The 15,024-nt window shown below is 63.1% G+C and carries 14 protein-coding genes; 12 read left to right on the top strand and 2 right to left on the bottom strand.

What is annotated here, in order from left to right; translation table 11 throughout:
- From NPS47_RS03990 to NPS47_RS03950, 9 genes are all read left to right on the top strand, one after another.
- Nucleotides 1-1,608 carry a 5-guanidino-2-oxopentanoate decarboxylase gene (locus NPS47_RS03990; protein ID WP_274293804.1) on the top strand — a complete coding sequence of 536 codons (1,608 nt, stop codon included), beginning with the start codon at nucleotides 1-3 and terminating at the stop codon, nucleotides 1,606-1,608.
- Nucleotides 1,609-1,635: 27 nt separating this feature from the next.
- A complete protein-coding gene (locus NPS47_RS03985; RefSeq protein ID WP_274293803.1) occupies nucleotides 1,636-2,826 on the top strand; it encodes a pyridoxal phosphate-dependent aminotransferase in 1,191 nt (396 codons plus the stop codon).
- On the top strand, nucleotides 2,819-4,234 hold the full coding sequence (locus tag NPS47_RS03980; RefSeq protein ID WP_274293802.1) for an aldehyde dehydrogenase family protein: 1,416 nt from the start codon (nucleotides 2,819-2,821) through the stop codon (nucleotides 4,232-4,234). Before NPS47_RS03985 ends, NPS47_RS03980 begins: the two co-directional genes overlap by 8 nt.
- 165 nt (nucleotides 4,235-4,399) lie before the next feature.
- A complete protein-coding gene (locus NPS47_RS03975) occupies nucleotides 4,400-5,101 on the top strand; it encodes an NAD(P)H-dependent oxidoreductase (protein WP_274293801.1) in 702 nt (233 codons plus the stop codon).
- A 175-nt stretch (nucleotides 5,102-5,276) separates the two neighbouring features.
- Complete coding sequence (locus NPS47_RS03970; protein WP_274293800.1) at nucleotides 5,277-6,380, top strand: polyamine ABC transporter substrate-binding protein; 1,104 nt, start codon at nucleotides 5,277-5,279, stop codon at nucleotides 6,378-6,380.
- A gap of 33 nt (nucleotides 6,381-6,413) precedes the next feature.
- On the top strand, nucleotides 6,414-7,832 hold the full coding sequence (locus NPS47_RS03965) for an aminotransferase (protein WP_274293799.1): 1,419 nt from the start codon (nucleotides 6,414-6,416) through the stop codon (nucleotides 7,830-7,832).
- 158 nt (nucleotides 7,833-7,990) lie between these two features.
- Nucleotides 7,991-8,812: a LuxR C-terminal-related transcriptional regulator gene (locus NPS47_RS03960; protein WP_274293798.1), complete on the top strand. Its 822-nt coding sequence runs from the start codon at nucleotides 7,991-7,993 to the stop codon at nucleotides 8,810-8,812.
- A gap of 79 nt (nucleotides 8,813-8,891) precedes the next feature.
- The gene (locus NPS47_RS03955; protein ID WP_274293797.1) at nucleotides 8,892-9,347 is read left to right on the top strand and encodes a carboxypeptidase regulatory-like domain-containing protein; all 456 of its coding nucleotides are present in this window, start codon (nucleotides 8,892-8,894) and stop codon (nucleotides 9,345-9,347) included.
- Between the two features lie 9 nt (nucleotides 9,348-9,356).
- Nucleotides 9,357-10,115, top strand: a complete 759-nt coding sequence (locus NPS47_RS03950; protein WP_274293796.1) for a phytanoyl-CoA dioxygenase family protein — start codon at nucleotides 9,357-9,359, stop codon at nucleotides 10,113-10,115.
- A gap of 3 nt (nucleotides 10,116-10,118) precedes the next feature.
- Here the strand turns inward: NPS47_RS03950 and NPS47_RS03945 are convergent, their stop codons facing one another.
- Both NPS47_RS03945 and NPS47_RS03940 read right to left on the bottom strand, forming a co-directional pair.
- Complete coding sequence (locus NPS47_RS03945) at nucleotides 10,119-11,015, bottom strand: universal stress protein (protein ID WP_274293795.1); 897 nt, start codon at nucleotides 11,013-11,015, stop codon at nucleotides 10,119-10,121.
- Between the two features lie 105 nt (nucleotides 11,016-11,120).
- Nucleotides 11,121-12,515, bottom strand: coding sequence for an aldehyde dehydrogenase family protein (locus tag NPS47_RS03940; RefSeq protein ID WP_274293794.1), 1,395 nt, complete (start codon nucleotides 12,513-12,515; stop codon nucleotides 11,121-11,123).
- A 104-nt stretch (nucleotides 12,516-12,619) separates the two neighbouring features.
- Between NPS47_RS03940 and ptrR the strand changes: the two genes are divergently transcribed.
- From ptrR to NPS47_RS03925, 3 genes are read left to right on the top strand one after another with little or no spacing between them, the layout of a single operon-like run.
- Entirely contained in the window at nucleotides 12,620-13,534 is a 915-nt protein-coding gene (ptrR, locus tag NPS47_RS03935; RefSeq protein WP_274293793.1) for a putrescine utilization regulator PtrR, read from the top strand.
- 43 nt (nucleotides 13,535-13,577) lie between these two features.
- A complete protein-coding gene (locus NPS47_RS03930) occupies nucleotides 13,578-13,940 on the top strand; it encodes a DUF3302 domain-containing protein (protein WP_274293792.1) in 363 nt (120 codons plus the stop codon).
- Nucleotides 13,941-13,943: 3 nt separating this feature from the next.
- Nucleotides 13,944-14,903, top strand: a complete 960-nt coding sequence (locus tag NPS47_RS03925) for an HlyD family secretion protein (RefSeq protein WP_274293791.1) — start codon at nucleotides 13,944-13,946, stop codon at nucleotides 14,901-14,903.
- Nucleotides 14,904-15,024 lie beyond the last annotated feature (121 nt).

The following is a 15,024-nucleotide window of genomic DNA, read 5'->3' as shown; positions in this document are numbered from 1 at the left end:
ATGCACAACACTCCATTGACCGGCGGCCAGGCGCTGGTCCGCCTGTTGGCCAGCTACGGCGTCGACACGGTATTCGGCATTCCCGGGGTGCATACCCTGGAGTTGTACCGCGGGCTGTCCGGCAGCGGCATCCGTCACGTCCTCACCCGCCATGAGCAGGGTGCAGGCTTTATGGCCGACGGCTATGCCCGGGTCAGCGGCAAGCCCGGCGTGTGTTTCGTGATTACCGGCCCGGGCGTCACTAACGCCGCCACGGCTATCGGCCAGGCGTACGCCGATTCGATCCCGATGCTGGTGATCTCCAGCGTCAACCACACCGCGAGCCTGGGCAAAGGCTGGGGCTGCCTGCACGAAACCCAGGACCAGCGGGCGATGACCGCGCCGATCACGGCGTTTTCCGCCGTGGCCTTGAGCGCCGAGGATTTGCCGGAGCTGATTGCCCGCGCCTATGCGGTGTTTGACAGTGAGCGGCCGCGTCCAGTGCATATTTCGGTGCCACTGGATGTGCTGGCGGCGCCGGTCAAGCGTGACTGGAGTGCTGAGGTCGTCCGTCGTCCCGGCCGTGGTCTGCCCGCCAGCAACGTACTGGAGCAGGCAGCAGCCAGATTGGCGGCGGCCAAACGGCCAATGATCATCGCCGGTGGCGGTGCGTTGCAGGCTGCCGATGCGCTGCAACAGTTGAGTACCCGCTTGGCAGCGCCGCTGTTCACCAGCGTCGCCGGGAAAGGTCTGTTGGCCCCGGAGGCACCGCTCAATGCCGGCGCCAGCCTGTGTGTCGAGCCCGGCTGGAACCTCATCGCTGAAGCTGACGTAGTGCTGGCTGTGGGCACCGAGATGGCCGATACCGACTTCTGGCGTGAACGCCTGGAACTCAATGGCGAGCTGCTGCGGGTGGATATCGACCCGCGCAAGTTCAACGATTTCTATCCCTGCGCGCTGGCCTTGCAGGGCGATGCGCGGCAGACCGTTAGCGCTTTGTTGGAGCACCTGCCGGCTATCAAACGTGATCCCGAGGCGGCAATCGCTTCGGTCGCTGCCTTGCGTCAGGCAGTGAAGGCCGGGCATGGCCCGCTGCAGACGATCCATCAGGCGATTCTCGACCGGGTTGCGGCCGAACTGCCGGACAACGCCTTTATCAGCACGGACATGACCCAGCTGGCTTACACCGGCAACTACGCCTTTGCCAGCCGGGCACCGCGCAGCTGGCTGCACCCAACCGGCTACGGCACGTTGGGCTACGGCTTGCCAGCGGGTATCGGTGGCATGTTCGCCACTCAAGATCGCCCGGGGCTGGTACTGGTCGGCGACGGCGGCTTCCTCTACACCGCTCAGGAACTGGCCACGGCCGTCGAAGAGCTGAACCGGCCGCTGGTCGTGCTGTTGTGGAACAACGATGCGCTTGGGCAGATCCGCGACGACATGCTCAACCTCGATATCGAGCCCATCGGCGTGCTGCCGCGCAATCCGGACTTTGCCGGGCTGGGCAAGGCGTTCGGCTGCACCGTGGCCCAGCCAGGCAGCCTCGATGAACTGCAACAGGAACTGCGTGCCGGTTTTGCCCGCAACAGCGTGACCCTGATCGAGCTCAAGCACGCCTGCGCTCGCTGACGTCCAACCCTATTCAGGAAGATTGCCATGCGCTTTTCCGATCTGACCCAACGCATTGCCGGTGACGGCGCCGCCGCCTGGGATATTCACTACCGCGCCCTCGAGCTGCAGGCGCAAGGCCAGGACATCCTTCTGTTGTCGGTGGGTGATCCGGACTTCGACACCCCGGCGCCCATCGTCCAGGCCGCCATCGACAGCCTGCACAACGGCCACACCCACTATTCCGACGTGCGCGGCAAGCTGGCGCTGCGCCAGGCCATCGCCCGGCGTCACCAGCAGCGCAGCGGCCAGGTGGTCAGTGCCGATCAGGTGACAGTGCTGGCAGGCGCCCAGTGTGCGCTGTTCTGCGTCGCCCAATGCGTGCTCAACCCAGGCGATGAAGTGATCGTCGCTGAACCGATGTATGTCACCTACGAAGCAGTGTTCGGCGCCTGTGGCGCGACCGTGGTCCCGGTGCCGGTGCGTTCCGAGAACGGCTTTCGCGTGTGCCCTGCAGATGTCGCCGCGCGCATCACCCCGCGCACCCGTGCGCTGGCTCTGAACAGCCCGCACAATCCCTCCGGTGCCAGTCTGCCGCGCTCGACCTGGGAGGCGCTGGCCGAACTGTGCATCGGTCATGACCTGTGGCTGATTTCCGATGAGGTCTACAGCGAACTGTTGTACGAAGGCGAACACATCAGTCCCGGCAGTCTTCCGGGCATGGCCGAGCGCACGGCGACCCTGAACAGCTTGTCCAAGTCGCATGCCATGACTGGCTGGCGGGTGGGTTGGGTCGTGGGTTCTACCGCCCTGGCCACGCACCTGGAAAACCTGGCGCTGTGCATGCTCTACGGCTCGCCGGACTTCATTCAGGACGCTGCAGTCGTGGCTCTCGAGCAGCAACTGCCGGAGCTGCAGGCAATGCGCGAAGCCTACCGCCAGCGCCGCGATCTGGTCTGCCAGTGTCTGGCCGATTGTCCGGGGCTTAAGGCGCTCAAGCCTGACGGGGGCATGTTCGTGATGGTCGATATCCGCGAAACCGGCCTCAGCGCTCAGGAGTTCTCCAACCGCCTGCTCGACCGTCATGGCGTGTCGGTGCTGGCCGGTGAAGCGTTCGGCCCGAGTGCGGCGGGGCATATCCGTCTGGGCCTGGTGCTGGGGGATGAGCCGTTGCGTGATGCCTGCCAGCGCATTGCCCGCTGCGCGGCTGAGCTGATGGAGAGCAAGGCCCATGCGTGAATACTCACGGTTGTTTATCGATGGCGTCTGGCAGGTGCCGTGCGGGCTAGGCATGGCCGAAGTGATCGACCCGGCCAGCGGAACCGTCACCGGCCGCGTGCCACTCGGTAACGAGGAGGACGTCGACCGCGCGGTAGCGGCAGCGCGCCGGGCCTTTACCGACTGGTCGCGTACACCGTCGAGCGTACGTGCCGGTTACATCCAGGCTTTGGTTGCGCAACTGACGGCGCGCGCCGAGGAAATGGCCAGTGTCATCACCGCCGAGCTGGGCATGCCGGTGCAGTGGTGCCGTAGCGTTCAGGTGGACGGGCCGATCGCCGGGCTTGAGCAGTACGTTGAACTGGCCGGCGTGATGGATGAAGTGCGTGAGGTCGGCAATTCTCTGGTGTACCGCGAAGCCGTTGGCGTCTGCGCGTTCATCAATCCGTGGAATTACCCGCTGCACCAGTTGATCGGCAAACTCGCCCCGGCCTTGGCCGCGGGCTGCACTGTAGTGGTCAAGCCAAGCCAGGAAACGCCTTTGCACGCCTTCCTGTTGGCCGAAATGATCGAAGCCATCGGCTTGCCGGCCGGGGTATTCAACCTGGTCAGCGGGCCCGGCTCGAAAGTCGGCGAGGCACTGGCCCGGCATTCGCAGGTCGACATGGTCTCGTTCACCGGCTCCACCGGCGCGGGTGTGCGTGTCGCGCAAGCCGCTGCGCCGACGGTGAAACGTGTGTGCCTGGAACTGGGCGGCAAGTCGCCGTTGCTGATTACCGCGGACGCCGACCTTGACGCCGCCGTGCGCTATGGCGTGCAGGACGTAATGATCAACTCCGGGCAGACCTGCACCGCCTTGACCCGCATGCTGCTGCCCGCCAGCCGCTATGACGAGGCCGTGGAGATCGCCCTGGATGAGAGCCGCAAGCTGGTCATGGGGGATCCGCAAGATCCGCAGAGCTTCCTTGGCCCGATGTGCTCGGCGGCGCAGCGGCGCACCGTGCAGGAGTACATCCGCATTGGCCAGGAGGAGGGCGCGCGTTTGCTCTGTGGCGGTGACAGCGCACCGGGCTTCGAGCGCGGCTTCTATGTGCAGCCAACCCTGTTTGCCGACGTCGATAACCGCATGCGCATTGCTCAGGAGGAAATCTTCGGCCCGGTGCTGTGCCTGATTCGTTATGGCGATGAAGCTCAGGCCATTGCCCTGGCCAACGACTCACCCTTTGGCTTGTCCAGCGCGGTCTGGGCCGCTGACCGCGAGCGCGCCTTGCAGCTGAGTCGGCAATTGCGCGCCGGGCAGTGCTTCATCAATGGCGCGGCCTTCAACTACCAGGCGCCGTTTGGTGGCTACAAACAGTCGGGTAACGGCCGGGAATGGGGCGAGGAGGGGCTGGGCGAGTTCGTTGAGATCAAGGCCGTTCAGATCTGAAGTACCCCAGGCAGGCTCAGGTCGCCGTGGGCGCCGCGTCAGGTGCAATGCCATGAGCGATATCAACAGAATGACTCAAGCGCTACTGTTCATTACCCACGACGTAGCCACGATGTGCGCCATCGCCACCTGTTCTACGTTGCAACCTGTTTAAGGAATACCTTGATGAATGTATTGATCGTTCATGCTCATCCCGAGCCGCTATCCTTCACCGCCGCCCTGCGTGACAAGGCCGTAGAGACCTTCCAAGCCCAGGGCCATCAGGTGCAGGTCAGTGACCTGTACGCGATGAACTGGAACCCGGTGGCCAGTGCCGATGACTTTGCCACGCGGGAGAATCCCGAGTACCTGGTCTATGCCCTGGAGCAGCGCCTGGGCGTCAAGAGCGGCTCGATTGCCGCGGATATCCAGGCGGAACTGGACAAACTGTTGTGGGCTGACCTGGTGGTGCTGAACTTCCCGATCTTCTGGTTCTCGGCCCCGGCCATCCTCAAAGGCTGGATCGACCGGGTGCTGGTGTCCGGTGTCTGCTATGGCGGCAAGCGCTTCTACGACCAGGGCGGGCTGGTCGGCAAGAAAGCCCTGGTGACCGTGACCCTTGGCGGGCGGGAGCACATGTTCGGCGACGGGGCGATCCACGGGCCGCTGGAGGATATGCTGCGGCCGATCCTGCGTGGCACCCTGGCGTATGTCGGTTTTGATGTGCTGGAGCCGTTTGTGGCCTGGCATGTGCCGTATATCAGTGAGGAGGCGCGCAAAGATTTTCTGTGTAGCTATCAGCAGCGTCTGGAGCAACTATCGGACGACCAGCCGCTGCAGTTTCCGCGTTTGTCGCAGTTTGATGAGGCGTTGTATCCGTTGGCTTGATTATTTTCGCGGGGCAAGCCCGCTCCCACCGGGTCGACACCGTCCCGGTGGGAGCGGGCTTGCCCCGCGATGCTTTTAACCCACCACCCACCCATTCGGGTTATGGTCGGCGCCGGCAAATCACCTGATAGTAGGTCCATCGGCTCACCCTGAGCAGTCACACGACGGAGTTGCTATGCGCAAGGCACTGAAGGTGATGTGCAGTCTGTTGCTGGCGTCCACGGCCACGGCCACCCTGGCCGCTGAAGTGGACACCGGCAACACACTCAGGTTGTACAACTGGACGGACTACATCGGCGAAACCACCCTCGCCGATTTCGAGAAAGCCACGGGCATCAAGGTGATCTACGACACCTTCGATGGCTACGAAACCGTTCAGACCAAACTGCTCACCGGTCGCTCCGGCTACGATCTGGTCATGCTCAACGCCTCCCTGGTACCACCGCTGATCAAGGCCGGGGTGTTCCAGCCGCTGGACAAGCAGCAACTGCCGAGCTGGCACAACCTCGACGCCCAGGTAGTGCAGGCGCTGCAAGGATATGACCCAGGCCTGCAATACTCGGCGCCCTATACCTGGGGCAGTAACGGGGTGACCTACAACGTCGACAAGATCAAAGCGCGCATGCCCGATGCGCCGATCGGTTCGCTGGCCATGCTGTTCGACCCCAAGATCGTCTCGCGCTTTGCCGACTGCGGCGTGACCCTGATGGATGCGCCCACCGAGGTGATCCCGCTGGCGCTCAAATACCTCGGCAAAGACCCCCGCAGCGCGGCGCCGGCCGACCTCAAGGCGGTCGAAAAGCTGCTGCTGGATATCCGCCCCTATATCAAGAAATTCGACTCGGTGAACTACCTCACCAGCCTGCCCAATGGTGATGTGTGCATGGCCCTGACCTGGTCGGGCGACTATGCCATCGCCCAGGCCCGCGCCGAAGAAGCGAAAAAAGACATCAAGTTGTCGTTCTTCATCCCCCAGGAAGGCTCGCTGATCTGGTTCGACAACCTTTACCTGCCCAAGGATGCCCCGCACAGCGCCAACGCCCATCGTTTCGTCGAGTTTCTGCTGCAACCGCGGACCATGGCCCAGGTGACCAACTACATCCGCTACGCCAACAGCAACGCAGCGGCTACGGCCTTGGTGCAGGCGGACATCCGCAACGATCCGGCGATTTATCCCGATGACGCCACCCGTGAGCGCCTGTTTGCCCAGAAAACCCAGGACGCCCGGGACATGCGCGCAATCACCCGGGTCTGGAGCACGGTCAAGACCGGTCTTTGAATGCCCCCCATTTCCATTGCCAAGGAACAGACCATGGCTACATCAAACAACGCTGTCGCAACCGCTGTTATCCATGATCCGCTGGTGGAGGCCGACAAGGCCCACTATATGCACGGCTACCACATGTTCGACGAGCACCGCGTACAGGGCGCGCTGAACATTGTTGCCGGGGAGGGCGCCTATATCCGTGACACCGCGGGCAACCGCTTCCTCGATGCAGTGGGCGGCATGTGGTGCACCAACATTGGCCTGGGGCGCGAGGAAATGGCCCTGGCCATTGCCGACCAGGTGCGCAAGCTGGCCTATTCCAATCCGTTTTCGGACATGGCCAACACCGTGGCCATCGAACTGTGCGAAAAGCTCGCCCAGCTGGCGCCGGGTGACCTTGATCATGTGTTCCTCACCACCGGCGGCTCGACGGCGGTCGATACCGCCTACCGCCTGATCCAGTACTACCAGAACTGCCGCGCCAAGCCGCACAAGAAGCACATCATCGCCCGTTACAACGCCTATCACGGCTCCACCACCCTGACCATGTCGATCGGCAACAAGGCCGCCGACCGTGTGCCGGAGTTCGATTACGCCCACGATCTCATCCACCACGTCTCCAACCCCAACCCGTACCGGGCGCCGGATGACATGGACGAGGCCGAGTTCCTCGATTTCCTGGTGGCCGAGTTCGAAGACAAGATCCTCTCGCTGGGCGCCGACAATGTCGCGGCGTTCTTCGCCGAGCCAATCATGGGCTCCGGCGGGGTGATCATCCCGCCCAAGGATTACTTCCTGCGCATGTGGCAGGTCTGCCAGACCTACGACATCCTGTTTGTCGCCGATGAGGTGGTGACCTCCTTCGGCCGTCTCGGCACCTTCTTCGCCAGCGAAGAACTGTTCGGGGTGCAGCCGGATATCATCACCACCGCAAAAGGCCTGACCTCGGCCTACCTGCCACTGGGCGCGTGCATTTTCTCCGAGCGGATCTGGAAGGTTATCGCCGAACCGGGCAAGGGCCGCTGCTTTACCCATGGCTTTACCTACAGTGGCCACCCGGTGTGCTGCACGGCGGCGCTGAAAAACATTGAGATCATCGAGCGGGAGAACCTGCTGGCCCACGTCAAGGATGTCGGCGGTTACCTGGAGCAGCGCCTGCAAAGCCTGCGTGAGCTGCCGCTGGTGGGCGATGTGCGTTGCATGAAACTGATGGCCTGCGTCGAGTTCGTCGCCGACAAGCGCAGCAAGGCACTGTTCGCCGATGCGGTGAACATCGGTGAGCGCATCCACCGTCGTGCCCAGGACAAGGGCTTGCTGGTGCGGCCGATCATGCACCTGAACGTGATGTCGCCGCCGTTGATCATTACCCATGCGCAGGTGGACGAGATTGTCGAGGTGCTGCGCCAGTGCATTCTCGAGACGGCCGCTGAACTGCGTCGCGAAGGCTTGTACAGCGGTACATGAGAGTGGGCTGCTGTGGTGGGGCGCGGGCTTGCTGTGGGAGCGGGCTTGCCCCGCGATTGCGGGCTGACAGTCACATCGCATCGCGGGGCAAGCCCGCTCCCACCAACGGAGCCGCACCACAGGTGCAGGCTCATGCGCCAGCCGTTAGACTGCGGAGCATGAGCCACGCATCCCCAGAAACCCCAGTCTGTCTTTCATTCGGCGCCCTGCAGCAATGGCACGCAGCGCTGCAAAACGCTTTCGCCTACAGCGAAACGGCGGATGCCCTGACGCACCTGGCCGCGGCCATCAGCCAGCTGGTCTCTGTCGAGTCGATGATGATCAGCCTCGAGTGCCAGGGCCGGGCGCCGCAGTTGCTGTACCAGCAGGGCATCCCCGAGCAGCACCGCGATGCCATCCTCAATCGTTACTTCGCGGCGGGCTACCTGCTCGATCCGTTTTGTCTGGCAGTGGAGAGCGGTCTGGCCGAGGGCTTCTACCATCTCGAAGACATCGCCCCGGACCACTTCTTCGACAGTGATTATTACAAGACCTATTACCTGGGCACCGGCTGCAGTGAAGACAGCTATTTCATCGCCGATATCGGTGATGCGCGGAAGATTTCCCTGAGCCTGTTCCAGGGTTGCAGCGGATCGCGCCTGAGTGGCGAGCAGGTCAATCTGTTGCGCGCCGTCGAGCCGATGGTCCGCGAGCTGCTGGCACGCTTCGCCCGTCATGGGCTCAGGCAAACCGCCAACACCACCGGCCATAGCAGTATCCAGGCAGCGTTCGACAGCTTTGGCTGCCAGGTGTTGACCGACCGCGAGCGCGAAGTGGCGCACATGATCCTGCGCGGTCATTCGGCCAAGTCCACGGCCAGTGAACTGGGTATCTCCCCGGAAACCGTGCGTATGCACCGCAAGAACCTCTACCAGAAGCTGCAGATCAACTCTCAATCGGAGCTGTTCGCGCGTTTTATCGACTGGTTGCGCCAGGGCTGAGCCGCGCGTCAGGCACAGGGCCATGACGCCGCATTGCACGGGATAATAGGGGGGCCAGATACTGTTTGGAGGTCTCGCCATGAACCGTAACCAGAACAGCTTTCTGAATGGCCTCGCCCTGGCGTTGGCCTTGTCTTGTGCGGCACCGGTAAGCGTTGCTCAACCGCCTGTTGAAGAGCCCATCGATAGGTCTGCGGTGCACTTGCAGCCCGGGGAGCAAAACGGCATCAGCTACCTGGAAGGCGGCATTGGCCTCGATGAGTCCCGCGCGCTGCAACAGACCCGTGGCTACAACCTGCAGATCACCTTGTCGTCCGGGCCGGACAACAAATACCAGAGCGGTGCCGAGCTGCGTATCGAGTCCGCCGGCGGCCAGCCGGTGCTGACCCTGCAGGACATCGGGCCGATGCTCTACGCCAAGGTCCCGGCCGGTCATTACCAGGTGGTTGCCAGCATCAATGGCCAACAGTTGCGCCAGCAGGTGCTGATCGACGGCACCGCCCCGGTCAAGGTCAACCTGCACTGGCCTGAGTAAGGGCCTGGCATGGACGATCAACCCCTGGTGAACCTGGGCCTGAGTGCACTGCAGCGTGACGGCTTCCTGTTGTTGCCCGGGGTACTGGCGCCCTCGCAGGTCGCCGAGTTGCAAGCGGCGATCAGCAGCCTTGTGCCCCGGGACTGGGACTACAACGGCCTGCTGCAGCACTACAAATGCGTGTTCAACCGCGACCCGTTGTGGCTGGTCTATCTGGACCTGCCAGGGGTCATCGACCTGGCTGAGGCGGCGCTGGGCGAGGATTGCCACATCATCGGCCAGACCGCCTGGCGCAGCCATCCCGGCTATCAGGGGATGCCGTTGCACCTGGATTATCTGGTGATGGAGTTGCCCCCGGCACTGCTGGCCGACCCCGACTTCGAGCTGCCGATGCAGATCTGTACTGTGCAGTTCTACCTGGACGATATCGACGCCGAGCTGTGCCCTACGCAGGTGCTGCCGGGCAGCCACAGGGCAGGGCGCAAGCCGGCGCCGGGCGAGCAGCAGTGGCAGGGACAGTCAGCGCAGAGCATTCTCTGCCGGGCCGGCGATGCGCTGATGTTTCGCAGCGAACTCTGGCATGGCGGCAGCGACAACCGCAGCGCTGATCGCACCCGCTCGATGTTGCAGGTGCACTATGGCCGGCGCATGGTTGCGCAGAAGTTCTCACCGTACCTGCACTGGCAGTTCAACCCCGTAGTGCTCGCTGCTGCGACGCCACGCCAGCGCCGCCTGCTCGGCGAGCATGCCGAAGCCGAATACGACTGACCCTCAGGCCAGCGCCTTGACTGCCAGGACATTGCACAGGTTGTGATCGATGACATGCTCGGTGGTACTGCCGGTCAGGCGCTCCAGCAGTTTGCGCGGATGATTGCCCATTACCAGCACATCGGTACGGTTGTGGGCGACGAAGTCGGCGATGCTGCGGGTAATCGGGGCCGAGAGGAAGTGCTGACGTTCCGCGGGTACGTCATGCAGCTTGGCCAGGTGTTCGAAGGCTTTGTGAATCGACTTGCGCACATCGCTGCCGAAACCGGGCATGGTCACGGTGCCGGCGCCGAAGTCGGCGATGTGGGTCTGGGCGTTGTCACACACGTGCAACAGGTGCAGCTCGGCGTTGCACTGGCGGGCGAGGCTGGCAGCGGCCTCGATCACGGTTTCGTTGAGGTCGTTGTGCGGATGTTCGGGGTGGGTCGGGTCGACGGCGGCCACCACAATGCGTGGCAGCGGGCAGTGCACGGCCGAGACCAGGTGCACCGGGCACGGGCACTCGCGCAGCAGTTGCCAGTCCAGCGGGGTGAATAACAGGCGCTTGTAGGCGGGCTCGTGCTGCACATCCTTGATCAGCAGATCCGGTTCGATCTCCGCCACCTGGTCCAGGGTCGCGCTGAGCAGATCCCGGGTAAGGACCACATCAGTGCTGATCCGGATGCCATTTTCATGCAGCAGGGTGGCCTCATCGGCGAGCCACTGGCGGCTGTTCTCGACGCGGGTCTGGTTGCGGTGCTCATCGCCGCTGATCAGGCCGAGGGTGTCGAGTTCCTCGACCAAGGTGCAGATATGCAGGGTGGCACCGCTGGCGTGGGCCAGGGCAGCGGCGCGCTCCAGCGCCGGGGTGTGGCGCATGTCGTCGCCGACCATCAGGAACAGGCGTTGGTACTGGCTCATGGTGCACCTCCGGTCGCGTTGCATTGCCAGCCCCCGAGCTAGAGTTTAGCCCATTGCCTGCAACGCTCCGGCAGCCAGCAACCACGCGACCCGACCGCCGGTCACTCAGCCGCGGCGGTCCAGCCAGACGGTCTGGGCGTTGCAGAACTCACGCACGCCAAAGTGCGAAAGCTCGCGGCCGAAACCACTCTTCTTGACCCCGCCGAAGGTGACACGCGGGTCGCTGGCGCAGTAGCCGTTGATGAACACGCCGCCGGTGTCCAGTTCCTCGGTGAGCTGCGCGGCCAGTTCCAGGTCCTGGGTGTAGATCGTCGACGCCAGGCCGAATTCGCTGTCGTTGGCCAGTTCCAGGGCATGGCGGGCGTCGCGGGCGGTGATGATCGAGGCCACCGGGCCGAACAGCTCCTGGCGGAACGAGGTCATCTGGTCGGTGACATCGGCCAGCACGGTCGGCGCGTAGAAGTTGCCCACACCATCGACCTTGTGGCCACCCAGCAGCAGGGTCGCACCTTCGGCCAGGGTGGCCTGGACCTGTTCATCGAGCTCGTCGCGCAGGTCGAAGCGGGCCATCGGGCCGAGGTAAGTCTGCTCCGACAGCGGATCGCCCATGACCAGCTGACGGGTGGCTTCGACGAACTTCTCGGTAAAGGCCTCCACCACGCCTTGCTCGACGATCAGACGCTTGGCCGCCGCGCAGACCTGGCCGGTATTGGCGTAACGGCCAATGACCGCAGCCCGGACCGCTTCGTCGAGGTTGGCATCGTTGAGGACGATGAACGGATCGGAGCCACCCAGTTCCAGCACGCATTTTTTCAGCGCGGCACCGGCCTGGGCACCGATGGCCATGCCGGCACGCACGCTGCCGGTCAGGGTCACGGCGGCGATGCGCGGGTCCTTGATGGCCTGGGAAACACCGTCGGGGGTGACGTTGATCACTTCGAACACACCCTCAGGCAAACCGGCCTGCTTGATCACCTCGAGCAGCAGGTAGGCGCTGCCCATCACATTCGGCGCGTGCTTGAGCACATAGGTGTTGCCGGCGATCAGTGCCGGTACGGCGCCGCGCAGTACCTGCCAGACCGGGAAGTTCCACGGCATTACCGCCAGGATCGGCCCCAGTGGCCGGTATTCGATGCGCGCCTTGCCGTTTTCCACCAGTGTCGATTCGGCGCTGAGCATGCCCGGACCCTGGGCCGCGTACCACTCGCACAGCTGTGCGCATTTCTCCACCTCGCCACGGGCCTGGGCCAGGGGTTTGCCCATTTCCACGGTGATCATCTGCGCCATGGCTGCAGCGTTGTCACGGATGGCGCTGGCCAGGCCGAGGATCAGCCCGGCGCGCTCGGCCACGGGGGTACGCCGCCAGTGCGCGAAACCGCCTGCAGCTCGCGTCAGCGCTGCATCGAGGTCAGCCTCGGACTGGTAAGGGTAGTGCCCGATGGCTTCGCCGTTGGCGGGGTTGATCGACACGGCATGGGTATGGCTGGAGAACGCGGTCATGGCACTGTCCTGCAAAAAATTAGGGAACGACGCCAGCGTAGAGGGCTATTCATGTTTTGAAAACTGAATAATAATGAGCCTTTCATTCATGTTTGGAGAATGGCTTGGACCTGGTTCAGCTGGAAATATTCAGGGCGGTGGCTGAGCACGGCAGCATCAGCGTTGCCGCTCAGCACATGCACCGCGTGCCTTCGAACCTGACGACGCGGATCAAGCAGCTGGAAGCCGATCTCGGCGTCGAGCTGTTCATCCGCGAGAAGAGCCGCCTGCGTCTGTCGCCCGCGGGCTGGACCTTCCTCGACTACACCTGGCGTATTCTGGGGCTGGTCGAAGAAGCTCGCTTGACCGTGGCCGGTGAGGAGCCGCGCGGGCCGTTTTCCCTGGGATCGCTGGAAAGCACGGCAGCCGTGCGTATTCCGGCGTTGCTGGCGGCCTATAACCAGCAATACAGCAAGGTTGAGCTGGATCTTTCCACCGGCCCGTCCGGGGCGATGATCGACGGCGTGTTGTCCGGGCGCCTGGTCGCGGCGTTTGTCGACGGCCCGGTGCTGCATCCGGCGCTGGACGGGGTACCGGTGTTCGAGGAAGAGATGGTGCTGATCGCGCCGCTCAACCATGGGCCGATCCACCGCGCCCTGGATGTCAACGGCGAGAATATCTATGCCTTCCGCTCCAACTGCTCTTACCGGCATCACTTTGAGCGTTGGTTCAATACCGATGGCGCGGTGCCGGGGAAGATCTTCGAGATCGAGTCCTATCACGGCATGCTCGCCTGCGTCAGCGCCGGCGCCGGCCTGGCGTTGATGCCGCGCAGCATGCTGCAGAGCATGCCCGGTTGCGCCACGGTCAGTGTCTGGCCGTTGTCCGAAGACTTCCGCTACCTCAATACCTGGCTGGTCTGGCGCCGCGGCACGGTGTCCCAGAGCCTGTCGAGTTTCGTCACGCTGCTTGAATCGCGCCGCAGTAGCCCGGGTGCTGGCGCTGATGAAATTCGCAGTGAAAAAGCTATGTTTGATTAGACTTCAATTACCCCATCTCGCTATCTCGCTTACTGGAGCAGCCATGCTTGATTACTTTGCACTAGGCGTGTTGATCTTTGCCGGGCTGGTGCTGTTCTACGGCATCATCGTCCTTCACGACATCCCCTATGAAATCGCGGTTCATCGCAATCACCCGCATCAGGACGCGATCCATGCCACCGGCTGGGTCAGCCTGTTCACCCTGCACGCGCTGTGGCCGTTCCTGTGGATCTGGGCGATGCTCTACCGCGAGGATCGCGGTTGGGGTATCGGCGGAGTGGGCGACAAGAGCGCCATAGGCGATCTCGAGCGCCAGGTGTTCGAGTTGCAGCAACGGGTGGCCCATCTGGAGGAAGACCGGGCTAAAGCGGGCGCTGCGCGACCGGGTTCCGGCGGGGGAGTTTAATCTATGGACCTGTTACTGATCCTGACCTACGCCGCCATCTGTATTGCCATCTTCAAGCTGTTTCGCATCCCGCTGAACAAATGGACTGTCCCCACCGCTGTACTGGGTGGGGTGGTATTGATCGGTGCGTTGATCTTCACCATGAACTACAACCACCCTTATTCAGAGGTGGCGCGTACCTATTTCGTCTCGGTGCCGGTGATTCCGGTGGTCACCGGTAAGGTGATCGACGTGCCGGTGAAAGGCAACGAGTCGTTGAAGGCTGGCGATATCCTGTTCCGCATCGACCCGGCACCTTTTCAGTACAAGCTGCAATCGCTCAAGGCCCAGCATCTGGCGGCAAAAGGTGACCTGTTCCGGATCAACGAGTTGATCAAGCGCAATTTCGGAACGCGCCGCGAGCAGGAAACCGCGATTGCCCGGGTGGACGATCTGCAGGCGCAGATCGACAACGCCCAGTTCGAACTGGACAACACTGTAGTGCGAGCCCCCAGCAAAGGCTTCGTCACCCATGTCTCGCTACGCGCCGGGATGATGGCCAGCCGGCTGCCGCTGCGGCCGTCGATGGTGTTCATTCCCGAGGAAGGTCATTACTTCGCCGCCTGGATGCGCCAGAACAGCTTGCTGCGCCTGGTGGCCGGTGATGAGGCCGAGGTCGCCTTTGACGGTATTCCCGGCAAGGTGTTCAAGGGCAGGGTGAAGAGCGTGATTACGGTGATTGCCGAAGGTCAGGTACAGCCATCGGGTACCTTGATCGGCTACACCGGATCACCGCCGGCCGGGCGGATTCCGGTGATCATCGAAATCACCGACCCTGAGTACGCCCAGTACGATGCGCAAGTGCCGGGTGGGGCCTACGGGCAGGCGGCAATCTATAGCAAGCACTTCGAACACATCGGCATGATGCGCAAGATTCTCCTGCGCATGGCCGCATGGATGAACTACATCTTCCCGTTCCATTGATGTAGGCGGTGAAACATCGCGGGTCAAGCCCGCTCCCACAGACAGTGTGAACCACTGTCTGTGGGAGCGGGCTTGCCCCGCGATCAACGCTCGTTGTCCTCAGCCAGCGGCTGGGCAACCC

The organism is Pseudomonas putida, assembly GCF_028682475.1.
Lineage (GTDB): Bacteria > Pseudomonadota > Gammaproteobacteria > Pseudomonadales > Pseudomonadaceae > Aquipseudomonas > Aquipseudomonas putida_AG.
The sequence above is the reverse complement of the archived record's forward strand: the minus strand, read 5'-3'. Positions and strand labels throughout refer to the sequence as shown.

Excerpts from the sequence above, each read along its gene's own strand:
- NPS47_RS03955 (WP_274293797.1), top strand. The coding sequence starts at position 8,892 with ATGAACCGTAACCAGAACAGCTTTCTGAATGGCCTCGCCCTGGCGTTG.
- NPS47_RS03940 (WP_274293794.1), bottom strand. The coding sequence starts at position 12,515 with ATGACCGCGTTCTCCAGCCATACCCATGCCGTGTCGATCAACCCCGCC.
- NPS47_RS03960 (WP_274293798.1), top strand. The coding sequence starts at position 7,991 with ATGAGCCACGCATCCCCAGAAACCCCAGTCTGTCTTTCATTCGGCGCC.
- NPS47_RS03970 (WP_274293800.1), top strand. The coding sequence starts at position 5,277 with ATGCGCAAGGCACTGAAGGTGATGTGCAGTCTGTTGCTGGCGTCCACG.
- NPS47_RS03965 (WP_274293799.1), top strand. The coding sequence starts at position 6,414 with ATGGCTACATCAAACAACGCTGTCGCAACCGCTGTTATCCATGATCCG.
- NPS47_RS03925 (WP_274293791.1), top strand. The coding sequence starts at position 13,944 with ATGGACCTGTTACTGATCCTGACCTACGCCGCCATCTGTATTGCCATC.
- NPS47_RS03990 (WP_274293804.1), top strand. The coding sequence starts at position 1 with ATGCACAACACTCCATTGACCGGCGGCCAGGCGCTGGTCCGCCTGTTG.
- NPS47_RS03945 (WP_274293795.1), bottom strand. The coding sequence starts at position 11,015 with ATGAGCCAGTACCAACGCCTGTTCCTGATGGTCGGCGACGACATGCGC.
- NPS47_RS03930 (WP_274293792.1), top strand. The coding sequence starts at position 13,578 with ATGCTTGATTACTTTGCACTAGGCGTGTTGATCTTTGCCGGGCTGGTG.
- NPS47_RS03950 (WP_274293796.1), top strand. The coding sequence starts at position 9,357 with ATGGACGATCAACCCCTGGTGAACCTGGGCCTGAGTGCACTGCAGCGT.
- NPS47_RS03985 (WP_274293803.1), top strand. The coding sequence starts at position 1,636 with ATGCGCTTTTCCGATCTGACCCAACGCATTGCCGGTGACGGCGCCGCC.
- NPS47_RS03975 (WP_274293801.1), top strand. The coding sequence starts at position 4,400 with ATGAATGTATTGATCGTTCATGCTCATCCCGAGCCGCTATCCTTCACC.
- NPS47_RS03980 (WP_274293802.1), top strand. The coding sequence starts at position 2,819 with ATGCGTGAATACTCACGGTTGTTTATCGATGGCGTCTGGCAGGTGCCG.